Annotated in this window: 12 protein-coding genes and 1 pseudogene; 5 read left to right on the forward strand and 8 right to left on the reverse strand. The window is 68.4% G+C overall.

Annotated elements, in window-relative coordinates:
- Nucleotides 1-8: 8 nt before the first annotated feature.
- The 5 genes from AB0P41_RS32220 to AB0P41_RS32240 form a co-directional block, all read right to left on the reverse strand.
- Nucleotides 9-1,478 (reverse strand): SCO6880 family protein, encoded by a 1,470-nt coding sequence (locus AB0P41_RS32220; protein ID WP_356714277.1) that lies wholly within the window; start codon nucleotides 1,476-1,478, stop codon nucleotides 9-11.
- Nucleotides 1,479-1,608: 130 nt separating this feature from the next.
- The gene (locus AB0P41_RS32225; protein ID WP_365935644.1) at nucleotides 1,609-3,027 is read right to left on the reverse strand and encodes an ATP-binding protein; all 1,419 of its coding nucleotides are present in this window, start codon (nucleotides 3,025-3,027) and stop codon (nucleotides 1,609-1,611) included.
- Between the two features lie 27 nt (nucleotides 3,028-3,054).
- Entirely contained in the window at nucleotides 3,055-3,744 is a 690-nt protein-coding gene (locus tag AB0P41_RS32230; RefSeq protein WP_356714275.1) for a hypothetical protein, read from the reverse strand.
- Nucleotides 3,744-4,052 carry a DUF6112 family protein gene (locus tag AB0P41_RS32235; protein WP_356714274.1) on the reverse strand — a complete coding sequence of 103 codons (309 nt, stop codon included), beginning with the start codon at nucleotides 4,050-4,052 and terminating at the stop codon, nucleotides 3,744-3,746. Before AB0P41_RS32235 ends, AB0P41_RS32230 begins: the two co-directional genes overlap by 1 nt.
- Before the next feature lie 87 nt (nucleotides 4,053-4,139).
- Entirely contained in the window at nucleotides 4,140-5,285 is a 1,146-nt protein-coding gene (locus AB0P41_RS32240) for a C40 family peptidase (protein ID WP_356714273.1), read from the reverse strand.
- 576 nt (nucleotides 5,286-5,861) lie between these two features.
- Between AB0P41_RS32240 and AB0P41_RS32245 the strand changes: the two genes are divergently transcribed.
- The gene (locus AB0P41_RS32245) at nucleotides 5,862-6,608 is read left to right on the forward strand and encodes a site-specific DNA-methyltransferase (RefSeq protein ID WP_356714272.1); all 747 of its coding nucleotides are present in this window, start codon (nucleotides 5,862-5,864) and stop codon (nucleotides 6,606-6,608) included.
- 97 nt (nucleotides 6,609-6,705) lie between these two features.
- Here AB0P41_RS32245 and AB0P41_RS32250 read toward each other — a convergent pair whose 3' ends face one another.
- The gene (locus AB0P41_RS32250; RefSeq protein ID WP_356714271.1) at nucleotides 6,706-7,641 is read right to left on the reverse strand and encodes a DUF5655 domain-containing protein; all 936 of its coding nucleotides are present in this window, start codon (nucleotides 7,639-7,641) and stop codon (nucleotides 6,706-6,708) included.
- Nucleotides 7,642-8,079: 438 nt separating this feature from the next.
- A complete protein-coding gene (locus tag AB0P41_RS32255; protein WP_356714270.1) occupies nucleotides 8,080-8,739 on the reverse strand; it encodes a hypothetical protein in 660 nt (219 codons plus the stop codon).
- A 107-nt stretch (nucleotides 8,740-8,846) separates the two neighbouring features.
- Between AB0P41_RS32255 and AB0P41_RS32260 the strand changes: the two genes are divergently transcribed.
- From AB0P41_RS32260 to AB0P41_RS32275, 4 genes are all read left to right on the forward strand, one after another.
- Nucleotides 8,847-9,584 carry a phosphotransferase gene (locus AB0P41_RS32260; RefSeq protein WP_356714269.1) on the forward strand — a complete coding sequence of 246 codons (738 nt, stop codon included), beginning with the start codon at nucleotides 8,847-8,849 and terminating at the stop codon, nucleotides 9,582-9,584.
- Nucleotides 9,585-9,659: 75 nt separating this feature from the next.
- Nucleotides 9,660-10,115 (forward strand): hypothetical protein, encoded by a 456-nt coding sequence (locus AB0P41_RS32265; protein ID WP_356714268.1) that lies wholly within the window; start codon nucleotides 9,660-9,662, stop codon nucleotides 10,113-10,115.
- 71 nt (nucleotides 10,116-10,186) lie between these two features.
- Nucleotides 10,187-11,020: a transposase family protein gene (locus AB0P41_RS32270; protein WP_365935646.1), complete on the forward strand. Its 834-nt coding sequence runs from the start codon at nucleotides 10,187-10,189 to the stop codon at nucleotides 11,018-11,020.
- Nucleotides 11,021-11,318: 298 nt separating this feature from the next.
- Nucleotides 11,319-12,437 carry a hypothetical protein gene (locus AB0P41_RS32275; RefSeq protein WP_356714266.1) on the forward strand — a complete coding sequence of 373 codons (1,119 nt, stop codon included), beginning with the start codon at nucleotides 11,319-11,321 and terminating at the stop codon, nucleotides 12,435-12,437.
- 432 nt (nucleotides 12,438-12,869) lie between these two features.
- Here AB0P41_RS32275 and AB0P41_RS32280 read toward each other — a convergent pair.
- Nucleotides 12,870-13,528: pseudogene (locus tag AB0P41_RS32280) on the reverse strand (IS5 family transposase); the annotation flags it as partial.
- Nucleotides 13,529-13,623: the final 95 nt, after the last annotated feature.

Consider the following 13,623-nt stretch of genomic DNA (forward strand, 5'->3'; position numbering starts at 1 on the left):
GTGGGAGGTCAGGCTGTGAGCGCGAGCGGCAGGGCGGCGGCGGTGAACGCCTCGGCCTGCTGCCAGGTCAGCGGCCGGAGGTCGAGCTGGGCACCGACGGCCGCGGTCCCCACCACCGCGCAGGCGGTCCGCAGTTCGTCCTCGGAATCGGCCGAGACAGTCAGCAGCCCGGTCAGGGCGACATCCGCGTGCCCGGCGATGAGCTGGCGCTCGCGCGACTTGATGTCCTGGTACTCGATCGAGTCCGCCTCGGAGTCGACCTGTCCGCGCCGGGCCCGTTCGGCGGCATCGGCGATCACGCTGGACTTCTTGCGCTGCACGTCGCGCAGGGCGGCGTCCAGGCCCTTCGGCTCGTAGGACAGCGACAGCGTGCGCCTCACCCCGCCGGTGAACAGAAGCTGGTGCAGGAAGCCGGCGCTGGTCTCGGTGCGCGGCCAGTTCTCCACCCAGTACGTGGCGTGGACGGCGGAGTCGGTGGCGATGTGGTCCGCCTTCTCGACGACCACGACAGGCCCGGCGGCGGCGGGCTCGACTTCGGGACGGCCGGTGGTCGACCACCGGTCCAGCGTCGGAAGAGCCTTGGGGTCGTACGCGGTGCGCACCACGGCGGCGATCTCGCGGGCGGTAAGCCAGCCGGCCGGGGTGAGTCCGGCGGTCCGCGCGGCCTGATCGAAAGTAGAGGTGAGCTGCGCCAGGACACTGAAGGCCCCGGTCAGGCCGCCACCGGCCTGGTTGATCAGCCGCCGCGCCGCCTTGGCGTCCAGGGCCACCGCGACGTACGCCTCGTGCGGGGCGGCTGCGGGGCCGGCGCTCTGGATCAGCTCGTTGTAGACCGCTCCGGCCATGGGGGCGTCCGGCTGGCCGTGCTCTTCCCAGTAGCGGCGCAGCGCATCGCCGGAGTCGGGGACGGTGCGCTCGATCACCTGGATGCGGGCGATCTGCCCGGTGCGGGCGAGCGCGGCCAGCGCGCGTCCCCACCCGCTGACGTTGGCCTGCTGGGTGCCCGGGTCGAGCAACGCGTAAGCACGGGAGGAGACCTTGACGACCGCGGTCAGCGTGCCGCTGTGCGGATCGTGGACCGCACCGTACCCGCCGTCGGGAGCAGAGACCACGCGCAGACTGGCAGCGGTGCCGGGAAGCTGAAGCAGCCCTTCGCGGGTCGGCCGGCGGGAAGGCCGGGTGAGCCAGAGGAGCTGGCCGCGCATCCGGCGCACGGCGTACCGGCTGACGATCGGAGCCCAGTCCGCCAGGGCACGGCCCCGGTGGCGAACGAAGACGAGCATGGCAATGACGGCCCACAGCGGAATGAGCTGTAGGGCGCCGACTACGCCTCGGGTCAGAATCACGCCGAGAAGGAGCAGGCCGGTGAGGCCGACGACGGTCAACTGCGGGACGGTCAGACCGAGCAGCACGCCGCGCCTGCTGCGGTGGGGGAACTTGACGGTGGCCGTGGCTTCGGCCTGGTGCTTGCCGGACATGGTGGTTCCAGACGGTGGGAGCGGGAGGAGGACGGGGCGTGCGGCGCTCTTCTGGAGGTCATGACGAACCCTTTCTGCTGGCGGGGCGGGGGCGGGCTGAAGAGTGCAGCCCGCCCCTGGGCGTGGTGGGTTAGGAACCCGACGGAGGCTGGGTGGGGACCACCCAGTGGGTCGGCGTCGAAGAACTGGCAGCCGACGGTCCGGCGGGGGACGGCGGCACGGCCGGGGGGCCGGAGGCCAAGGCCACCGGACCGACAAGCGGCATGGAGGAGAGGTTGCCGCCGGTAGCCGAAGCGCCGGCGAGATGATCGGATCCGCCCGTGGCACCCTGGGCAGTCACCCCGGGCCCTTCTGGTTCGTCCTCGCCGGGGCGGGTGATCAGCGGCGGGATCCCCGGGCGCTGGATCAGGGCCCGTCCCTTGTCGCCGGCGGCGTTGGGGTCTTCGCCGTAGCGGAAGCTGGTCTGCGGCTTGGGCGGACCGGCGTCGATACCTTCCTTGCTGAGGGTGCCGCCGGTGGGGTTGATGCCGGAGGCGACCCCGTCGGCATTCGCCCCGGGGACCTGGCCCGGCCCTTGTGGGGCGGGGCTTCCGGTGCCGACGCGCATCGCCATGCTGCCTGCGGTCTTCGCCGCCCCGGCGGCGACCGCCATACCGGCGACGCTGGTGCGGTGAAGGTCGTCGTGGCCACCGCCGTCACTGGCCCAGTGCACGAACATGTACGTCGCGTACGGGCACAGCAGGACCAGCACCATCACGACGATGCCCGCCATCGCGTCGGACAGGGCCGACATGCCGTCCGTGGCATCCGACTTGCCCATCGCCGAGACGCCGATCAGGAACACGACGGTCATCAGGAGCTTGGAGACGATCAGGGTCGCGGTGGCCTCGATCCACCCGCGCCGCCAACGCTTCGCCACCTCCCAGCCGCCGCCGGCCCCGGCGAAGACCGCGAGGGCGACCATGACCAGGACGCCGACCTTACGCGCGACCATCACACCCCAGTACAGGAACGCGCCGATCGCGCACCCGAAGGCGACCAGAGCTGGAACCCCCCAGCCCAGGCCGTACATCGCCCCGATCTGGTTGACCTTCACCACACGGCGGATCGCGTCGTCGACCGATGTGTTGGCCGCTTGGAACAGGCCGTCGGACAACGCGTCGACCACGGTGATGGCGACGGACGTGAACGCGATGGCACAGAAGCTGAACAGGACACCGGTCATGGTGCCGATCACTGCTTGCGCCAGGGCGCGTTCATCCCTCCGCCAGGCCGCGAACATCAACTGGATGCAGAACGTGCCGACGGTCAGGATGAGCCCGATGGGCAGCAGCAGCTCGTAGTTGTCCCGAAACCACCCGGCATCGAGATCGATGGCAGTGGTCGCGTTGACGGCCTTGGCGGCAAGATCCGCTGCGCTCGCGGCCAGTTCGCCCGCCGACTTCGCGATCCACGCGCCGATGCCGTCGGTGACAGCTCCGGCAGGGTTGGTGGCGAAATCGACGGCGCCGCACACCTTGTCCATCAGCGGGAAGTCACAGACTCCCATGGCGGTACCTCCTTCCTTATGCGGGGATCAGGGCGCGACGGACGGCAGGACACCGACCAGGGCGCAGGGATGGTCGGGCCGGCACTGCACGGCCAGGGTGGTGGAACGGCTCTCCGCACCGCCGGCGGGCGAGCCCTTCCAGGCGATGGTCTGCTTGCCGGAGACCGTGACGGCGTACACGTACGCCTGGGTGATCGCGCCGGGGTCTTCCTGAAGGGCCCGGGTGAACGCGTTCGGGAAGTGCCCCTCGTTCACCTCGGCGGTGGCGAACTGGCCGTTGGCGGCCATTTCCTTCCACAGCACGGGCGAGGGAACGACCTTGTCGACCGAGGCCGGGTCGGCGTACTTCGCCTCCCTCGTTAGCCACTCGCGCAGGACCGTTCGCAGCTCGGTCTGCGAGTACGCACGGGTGTCGTAGGACCACAGCGCTACTGCTGCTGCCTTCCCGAACTCGATCGGGTCGCGGGTCTTCGGCGGGACCGGGAGAGCACCGGAATGGGTGCCCGACGTGGGCGGCCCAGTGGGTACCGCGGGGGAGGAGGAAGCCGTGGATGAACTCGGTGGTGGAGCGGGGGTCTCGGAGGGGCTCGTGCTGTCGCGGGTGAGGTAGGCGGCCAGGCCGGCGAGAGCGACGAGGGCCACCAGGACGACGGTGCCGAGCAGCGCCCGGCGGCGCACGCGAGATGCGCCGCCGGGACGGGGGGAGCGCTGAGCCATCAGTGGACCTGCGTTCCCAGCGTGCTGAAGAACGCCACCACGCCGTTCGCCGCGCCGAGCAGAAGGGCCGCGCCGGCACTGACCAGTACGCCCTTCTTGCCGTTCGCCTCTGCCTGGTGACCGCCGGAGTGGTGGCCCCAGGCCCACACGCCCGCGCTGACGGCGAGGGCGCCGACCACGGCGACGAGTCCGAACAGGTTGATGGAGCCCATCACCTGCTTGAGGACGGAGAGGCCCGGCAGTCCGCCCTCGTTGGGCTTGATCCCGGGATCGTAGGCGAGCTGGATGACCTGGTCGGCGAGATGCATTCACGAACTCCAGTTCGGTTGAGCGCACGTCAAAGCCCGTAGGAGGCGAAGCGGCGGAGAAAGAAGAAGGGGAGAGAAGAGCGCCGGTCAGACGATTCGGCGGGCCGCGAGAATCTGCGGTTTCCAGGAGGCGAGGGTCGTGATGCGGACCACGTCGCCTGTGTGCGGGGCGTGGACGATCAGACCCTGCCCGATGGCCATCCCGACGTGCTCGGGCACGGCGGCCGTACCTTCCGTGAAGAGAAGGTCGCCCGGCCGCAGGGCGTCGACCGATACCGCTTTGCCGTCCTTGACCTGCGTGTACGTGGTCCGTGTCAGAGAGACCCCGGCGGCCGTGTACGCCTGCTGCATCAAGGACGAGCAGTCGCACCGGCCCATCGGGTTCTTGCCGTGGGAGTCGGTGCAGCTGCCGCCCCACTGGTACGGCGTACCGAGCTGACCCAGCGCCCACCGGATCGCCGTCTGCACCTCTCGCGGAGCAGTGGCGGGGATCTTGTACTCGTCCGGCAGCGCGCCGGCTGGGATGGAGCCGAAGACGGTCCCGTCCCCATCCGCCGAACATCCGCCCGCGGAATCGGGGGAGGGACGGCCGATGTCGGCAGAGCCGGACGGCGAGGGACTCGGCGACTCATCGCCGGCCTTCTGCAGCAGCGGCTCGATGGCCTCCTGCAGAGCGGTGGCCAGCGGCTCCCACTTGGCGTACGCCTCCGGGAAGCCCGAGCGCTGCACCGCCTGTGCGGCCTGAGTGACGGACAGGGACTGCCAGCCCGAGACCTTCTTGAGCCCCTCGTAGAACTTGGTGCTGGCGTGCACGGGGTCGAGGATCTGGTTCGCCGTGCCCCAGCCCTGCGAAGGGCGCTGCTGGAAGAGCCCCAGCGAGTCGCGGTCGCCGTAGGTCAGGTTCCGCAGGCCGCTCTCCTGCAGGGCGGTCGCCAGGGCCACGACCTGCCCTCGGGGCGGGATGTTCATCGCGACGCCGGTGGCCTGGATCGTCTTGGCGTTGGGCACCTGATCGGCCGGGTCGTCCAGGCCCGGCACGGAGACCGAGCCCTTGTCGCCGCTGTCCAGGATGGCCTTCACCTGGGTGGCGACGGCGGCGCTGTCCACACCGTGTGCACCGTCGGTCGAGCAGGAAGCAGAGGCGGTTCCGGCGCCGAGGGCGAGGATCGGAACGGCCAGCAGCAGCGGTCCGGTCGCGCACAGACCGACAAGGGCTCCAGTGGTCTTCTTCATCGCCGCCGCCGTTCACCGATGCGGCGGTGCCGACCGGACGACGGCGACGGAGGATCAGGGTGCGGGCGTTCCAGGGCGTGCTGCATCGCAGCGGCTCCTCGGTGTTCGTAGGAGACGCGGTGCCGACTTCTCGTGCAAAGCCGTCGGCACCGCGCCGATGTGCATCCGCCCTCGGGCGGGCCCGGCCAGGGGAGTTGGTAGCTCCCGGACGCCGGTTTCAGGACATACGCGGCAGCCAGCCGCGCTCCTAATCTCAGGCAGTGCACGGGGCCTCCAGGTATCAGGGAAATCGTGTGGGCGGCATGCTTCCCGTGCCGCTCGCCTGGACGCGACAGCACGGATAAGCACAGGTCAGCGGTGGTGGAGTGAAGCTCCTGCCCGGTGACACGGCGAGACAGTAGACCGGGATTCCGGCCGCACCAAACGACTCCTGCCGCGGGCCCCCGGCGGGCGTCACCTCGTTAGGCGCGGCCGGAAAACGCCGTTAACCTCCGGTGCAACCCAGCCCGAGACGAGCGCCGTTGAGCACTGTCCGGAGTAGGTCCAGATCCGACGTGCCTGAAAGAGGCCCTGCCCATGAGCTACACGCTGCACCGAGGCGATGCCCTGACCGTCCTGAAGTCCCTCCCGGACGAGAGCGTCAACGCGGTCATCACTGACCCCCCGTACAACTCCGGCGGACGCACCAGCGCGGACCGCACCGGTCGCACCGCCCGAGCCAAGTACGTCACCAGCAACAGCGCCCACGACCTCGCCAACTTCCCCGGCGAGAACCGCGACCAGCGCTCCTACCGCTCCTGGCTCACCGAACTGCTCACCGAGTCCTACCGGGCCTCGACCGAACACGCAGTCGTCATGGTCTTCACCGACTGGCGCCAGGAGCCGACCACCTCCGACGCCCTGCAGATGGCGGGGTGGACCTGGAGCGGCACCATCCCGTGGATCAAACCCGCCAGCCGGCCTCGCAAGGGCGGACCGAAGCAGGACTCCGAGTTCATCCTGTGGGGCGTCAAGGGATCCCTCGACAACACCCGAGACCTCTACCTCCCAGGCCACTACATCGCCTCCCAGCCCCGCAAGGGCCGAGTCCACATCACCCAGAAGCCCGTCGAGATCATGCAGCAGCTCGTACAGGTCTGCCCCGAGGACGGCACCGTCCTCGACCCGTTCACCGGCAGCGGCTCCACCGGGGTCGCGGCCCTGCGCGAAGGACGCCGCTTCGTGGGAATCGAACTTTCCTCGCACTACGCCGACGTCGCCGAGCAGCGGCTGCGCGCCGAGCTGACAAAGGACGACTTCGAGCTGGCCGGGCCGGAGGCATGAGCATGAGAACGGAGGGCCCGGAACCGACCGGACATAGAACGCCGAAGGGCGGCTGGCGCATCGAGTAGTCGATACACCAGCCGCCCTTCTCATTGCCTCAAGCTGCCTCGAAGGCCCGCCGGATAAGCGGTGCCGCCTTCTCCAGGCTGGCCGCCGAGACAAAGCGAACCTCCAGGTCACCGGTCCCCAGGTGACCGATGCCGCGCATGTCCCGGGTGAAGCCCTCCTCCAGCTCGACCGAGTCCGGGTCGAGTCTGAGATAGACCAGGATCGCCTCATGCTTCGGGCGGAAGATCACCGACGCCACGTTCACCAGTCGCCGGTAGGCGATGTAGTGCCGCAGGGCCGCGACCTCGACCTCGCCCCACGCCGTGAGCGCCTCGTCCAGCTCCCCGTACAGGTCCCGCAAGCACTCTGGTACGAGGTCGGCACCCGTCGGCGGGAAAGCCGCTGGTGCCGCCGGCACACGGTCGACCACGGCGCCCCGCCCCCGACTCGGCCGGGACGAAGCGGCGCTCGGTGAGCCGGGCGAGGAGTCGACGAGCAGCAGACTCAGCAGGCCGCCCTCGAAGATCCGGTAGCGCACCAGGTCGATTCGCTCGGGCAGCCGCTGCACGGCCACCCGGTCGTGGTGGGAGAAGCCGGCCGCGATACAGATCATCCGCGGACGCCGCCAGTCGATCGAGTCGGCCACCTCCGCGCCCAGCACCTTCCGCACGAGAGCCTCGAACTCGTGCTGCGCCGAGCGCAGCCAGGTCAGATACGAGACGGCCTGCGACAGCACCCCGCTGTCCGAGCCCTTCTTGAACTCGATCACCACCGGGCTGCCGTTCTCGTCCAGCCCCAGCGTGTCGATCCGGCCCCGGTGCCACGGACCGGTCGCGTACTCCGACGCCACGAACCGGATGCCCAGCATCTGCTCCAGCCCGGCCTCGACCCGCCGCTGCAGCTCCACCTCCAGTGCCACCGTCGAACCGGACAGCTCGACGTCCCGCCCGTCCGCGCCCCGCCGGAACAACATCAGCTCGGCCACCGGCCCCCCTCTCGATCTCTGCCTCTGCAAGGAGGCCAATCGAACAAGCACGCCAAATATTCCGTTTGCGGTCGGCCGACGAAGGTCGCCTTGAACGAGCCGCAGCACGTCGGCGCCATTTCATATCGTGCGGCCGATTGCAGTTGAGGCTTCGTCTCACCTCAGCCGGTGCCTTCATCCACTTCGGCACCCGCTGCCGCCGCCCTGGCCACCCCCGGATCTGTGGGGCATATGCCGTGCCCGGCAACGCCACCAGGTCAACCGAACAACGGGGCACGCCCACGGACGGATCGTAATGTTGCGTGGCGGCGTCACCGTGCGGCATAGTCCTGGAACTGGCTTCTGACGCGGCCAGCTCTGCCGGACCGCCCACCGACCCTGACGGTCCGAGCACGAGAATCCACGTCGCAGTGCGGGCACACTGGTGCTCTCCGAGAGCTAAACCTCTTCTCGAATCGTGATGCACTGCGCTGGCGCAGGGTCGGACGCAACGGGCGCTGGCGTGCTCAGGAGCACACGATGAATATGCCCCTCGCTGGATGCGACGGACTCGACCGCGCAGCCACGGCAGCCTCGCAGCTCAGCGGAGAACGACTCACCCACGCACGCCAGCGTCTTCACGGTTCTGACACCTATACAGGTCTCATCCCTGACGCCGGCGTACAGCAGGCGCTCTTGGAGTCCCTGGTCTTGAGCGCACTCGGCCGTCCCGGCTCCGAGAACCGGCGTCGAATGCTCGGCGTCCATGAGGCCCGGCTCGACGAAAATCGTCTCCGACTCCGCGTCGAGGACGTGTCCGCGGTTAAGGCCATCCTGGGGATGCTCCCGGTCAGAGCCCGCCGCGGCACGCGGCGCGGAGTTCGGGAGCTGAGCGCTGAGGCCGTTGGCAAAGACGTCCTCCTGAGCTTGCGTGGCGCGCCGAGTCCACACCCCCTCTATTCCGGCAACCGGCACCTCACGGCAGGGGTCCACGTCCAACTGCTCGGCGCCACCTGTAGTGCCCAGCTCTTGGACGAGTTGACAGTGAGCCTCCGCCAACCTGAAGCCGCAGGTCAACAGACTGGTGTGACCGGATCTCGAGGTGCTCATGCTGGTCATAGACAACTGTCTGCGGAGTAGATCATCTGGCGGAGTTGTGCCGAGGCGGATCAAGCGCCAGGACAAGTCAATGGCAGTTCAAGGTAACGATCGGGCAGGGTGGACGGATGTCTGAGTCGCCCTTGCCCGGAGGTTTCGTCAATGCGGTCGTTCGTGTCGGGGACACGGTGCGCCGTCCACCCTCGGCTCGCACGAGGTTCGTGGGTGATCTGCTGAGGTTGCTTGAAGCCCGTGGCTGGAGTGGTGCTCCGCGGTATCTCGGTATGGACGACGAGGGTCGTGAAGTCCTCAGTTACCTCGAGGGGCATGTGGCATGGGAGCCGTGTCAACCTTCTGCTGTCTCATCCGACGAGAGTCTGGCGACGGTCGCCCGACTCGTGCGTGAGTTCCACGACCTGACAGCCGGCACCCCGCTGGCCGGTGACCAAGAGGTCGTGTGCCACAACGACCTGTCGCCCAAGAACACGGTCTATCAGCTGTGCGGGGGAGAGCTTCGGCCGGCGGCATTCATCGACTGGGACCTTGCGGCACCGGGCGCGCGGATCCATGACATCGCTCATGTCTGCTGGCAGTACGTCGAACTGGGCCCTTCGGTCACCGATGTCGAGGAGGCTGCCCGGCGGTTGTGGCTGATCGCTGACAGCTACGAGTTGGCGGACCGGCAACGTCTCGTGTCCACGATCTTGTGGTGGCAGGGCCGGTGCTGGCGGGGCATCGAGTCCCAGGCTGATGCCGGTGATGTCGCCATGGCCCGGCTCCGTGACGCAGGGGCGGTAAGACACGTTCGGGCGGCTTATCAGTGGGTTTCCGATCACCGGGGTGCGCTGGAACGCTCGGTGCGATGAGCGCGTGAGTAACGGTCGCGGTCGGTTCGCTGGTTCCTTCGCGTGGCGGTCGGACGGCCTTCTACGATCCCATGCATGCTGGATCCCGAACTGCTGGAGAGAATCACCGCGCGTCGTGCGGAACTGGACGAACTCGAAGAGCAGCTAGCCAAGCAGTTGGCGGAGGTGCGGGCCGAGCGGGACGAGCTCGCCGTCGCCGAACGTGTCCTTGACCGGATGAGCGAGCAGCTCGCTGACGAACGCGCCTCGGTTGCTCCGGCGCTGGGGCAGGTGGGCGGTCGGGCGGTGATGCTGATCCCGCACCGTACGCCGGATGCGGAGGAGAGCGTGCTCCCGTCGGACTATCAGCGCATCCTCGCTGCCGTGCGCCAGGCCAGCGGGCCGGTCATGGCCCGCGAGGTCGGCGAGATGGTGGGGGTGGATGTCAGTGTGCGGTCCAAGCTGGAACCGCTGCGCAGCAAACTGGTCAGACTCGTCGATCGCGGCTGGCTCCGGAAGCTGCCCGACGGCCGGTTTACCACCCGCCTGTGACCAGGGCACCGCCGCTTGGAGCGGCTCGGCACGGGCGTAACCGGGGCGCCCCCGGCGGTCGTTGGAATTGTGTGACGAATACCGAAGAGCACGCCGAGGACACCTGCCCGCTTGTCTACCAGTGCCGCCTGCCGTTGTCCACGCGCACCGTCAACCACCTCGCCGACCTGCTCAGGCGCCATCTCAAGGCGATTCGGTCCAGGTGGCGGATCCTGCCACCGGGCAAGATCGCGGTGATCGTCCTGGCCCTACTGCGGCACGACCAGCGCCTGGCCGACATGGCCGGCGGCAACGACGTGTCCGAGTCCACCGTGCGCCGCTGGCGCGACGAGCTGATCGGGCTGCTCGCCGCCCAGGCGCCGCGCCTGGACCGCGCTCTGAAGAAGATCTCCAGGCAGGGCGGGGAGATGGTTCTGATCGACGGCACTCTCATCCGTACCCAGCGCCGTACAGGCAAGGCCGACCGGCGGAACTACTCCGGTAAACACCGCAGCCACGGCCTGCACTTCCTCGCCCTGACCGATGAGAACGGGCGCATGATCTGGATATCCGCCGCCCGGACCGGCCGCACCCACGACAACACCGCCGCCCGCCACGACCACATCCTGGCCCACCTGCGCGCCGCCGGCCTCGGAGCGCTGGCCGATCTCGGCTTCCGTGGCCTGGACAACAACCTGCTCGACCCGGTGATCGTCACCGGCTACATCGCCACCCGGACCCACAAGCTCACTCGCGGGGAGAAGGAGGCCAACCGCGTCCTCGCCGTGGGACGTGCACCGGTCGAACACGGCTTCGCCCACCTCAAGAACTGGCGAATCCTCACCAAGCTCCGCACCGACCCCGCCCGCGCCACCCAGCTCCTGCGCGCCCTGCTCGTCCTGACGAACCTCGAAATCAACCGTTGACTGATGATCTTCTCCGTAGACTCCCGCCCACGACCAGCACGAGTACCCCAGGAACCGGTCACACCAGCCCCTTGACCTGCGGGTTCAGGTTGGCAGAGGCTCAGTGCAGGTCACTTCGGCGGGTGGCACCCCCGTATGGAGCCCGAGCATCGCGCTCCACGTGCCCGGCCGCCGTCCGCCCATCGAGCGTTGCATCGCGGAGCAGCACGCCGCCGGCGGATTGGCCAGCAGCCTCCTACGACGCTCACACCTGTGGGACTCACTGGCGGGGCAGCAGAGCCTAACCGTCCAGCCAGCCATGGTCGACCACGGACTCGAGTGGACCGTCAGCCGCACCATGTCCCCGGAAGCGCCCCTCCACGACGCGCGGCTCCACGCGATCCTGACAGATCCGCTCGTCGGCCCCGGACTCAGGCACGTCCACCACACGTGCACGGCCACGGAGTGCACAGCCGCCTATGTTCTCCGCAACTACGGCCAGAACACATCAGTCGGCAGCCTTCTCATCACGAGCCGTCACGCGGCGCACAGCGCAAGTGCATCGAGCCGCCGTGCACTGCTCGCGCTTGGTGAGCAGCCCACGAGCCACCCCAACGCGCCTCGCGTTCGAAAGGTGCGGCGCTCTGCCGACCATGTTGTTGTCGGCGTCCGATCTGTGAATGCGCTGGCACTGGACTATGGGGATGCGGAGGGCTTCGCCGTGCAGACTGCAGCGGCCTGGGCCGCTGACGGATACCGCGTAGCGGTGATCTTGGCCGATGAGCATTCGACGTTCTGCGACGTATATGTCAGCAACCGTCGTTGGGGTAAGAGAGTGACGACACTGCCGTATCGCGGTGAAGAGCCCGCGGTACGGTGGCACCGTAGCCGCCTCACACCGTTTCCGGGTGAGCTGTGGCGCGTAGAGGTCGACGGGATCCGAAGTGACGTAAGGGACGCGGTCCAGGAGGCTCGTAAGCGCTGCGAGCGAATTATCGCGGTGGATGCGACCCGGTACATGGAGGCCGACCTGTCGTCGTGCACGGATCAGACGCTCGTCATCAACCGGTCACGCTCCTACGAACGGCACGTCGCTGGCCCTGCTGGTACGACCCTCGCACTGAGCCCGGACCTGGCCGCAGCACGGTGGCACGAACGCGAGCTGTCCGGCAAGATCGTCGCCAACTGCTCCGGTGTAGTTCTGGTGAATGCGGACCTCTCAGCCACCGGCGCCCCGGTTGACGACTACGACCGCGAGGTCGAGCGCCATCTGGCGCGCTACGGCACGCCAATCCTCGCCCGCCAGTGGCTCAGGTCCGGGCACGCCACTGTGCTCGATCCGATGGAATCCACAGAGGCACACCAGCTCAGGAAGCAGGCTGACGAGCTGGCCGACATCCTGGCCCCCGCTCGTAGGCAACCGGTTCACCGAGGCTGAAGAGGTGCAATCAGAAGTGCCGTAGGCGCGACTATCGACCGGGTTGGTCGTTGGTCCGTCCGTGGGCAAGAGGGAGTCTCGTCCGTGAATCGTCTCGGACGAACTGTGCCCGCTGATCGAGCCGTTGCTGCCGGCTCCTCGAAGGAACAGATGGCCCGCACCGCCCTGGAACTGATGCTCGGTATCGGCTCAGTGACCGACCAGGTCAACGCCCTCATGCGCAAGAGGCACTCCACATCCCCTACGGAGGGGTAAGCCCTCCGCGCCGAGCACCACCGGCGGTGTGCCGGTGATGCTCGGGAAGGGAATACGAGAGCGCCGGCTTACGCGGCTTCGGCCGGGTGAACCCGCGCAGGAACCGCTCGTGCAACCGGCGCTGTTCTGTTCCCAGCAGAGTGCGGTGAACGCGTGCATTGACCCAGCCTCTTCAGTTCATGGTCTATGCGGTCCCAGGGTGAGGAATGCTTCGTGGATGTCGTCGCGGATCTCCAAGCGGATCCGTAGGCGGCGGAACCAGCGCAGTTGAGCGAAGGCGCGTTCCACGACCCAGCGCTGGGTGCCCAGACCGGAGCCGTGTTCGGTGCCGCGGCGGGCGATCAGTGGTTTCACCCCGAGGTCCCAGACCAGACGGCGGTACTTGTCGTGGTCGTAGCCGCGGTCCGCGAGGACCGCATCCGAGTGGGGCCGGGGTCGGCCGCGTTTGCCCCTCGCCGGCGGCACCGCCTGGAGCAGTGGGATCAGCTGGGTGACGTCGTTACGGTTGCCGCCGGTGAGGGTGGCGGCGAGCGGGATGCCGGTGGCATCGGTGATCAGGTGGTGCTTGCTGCCCGTCCTGCCCCGGTCAGCGGGGCTTCGTCCGGTCTTGGGTCCCCCTTTAACGCGCGGATGGGGGAGCCGTCGACGGCCGCCCGGGAGAAGTCCAGGGCGTTTGCGCTGCGGAGCTTGGCGAGGAGAACCTCGTGCAGCCGGGACCACACGCCGGCCTCGGTCCACTCGGCCAGGCGCCGCCAGCGAGTCATCCCCGACCCGAAGCCGAGTTCCTGCGGCAGGTGCTCCCAGGAGATCCCAGTGGTCAGCACGAACAGGATGCCCTAGTACTGCAACGGTCTTTGTTCTGATGTGTGGGCAGTTTCTGGTGGTGTGTGGCCGCGTCGTTTGTAGTGGCTGATCCGGGCTTGGAACTGTC

The sequence above is a fragment of the Streptomyces sp. NPDC079167 genome, assembly GCF_040686735.1.
In the GTDB taxonomy this organism is placed as follows: Bacteria; Actinomycetota; Actinomycetes; order Streptomycetales; family Streptomycetaceae; genus Streptomyces.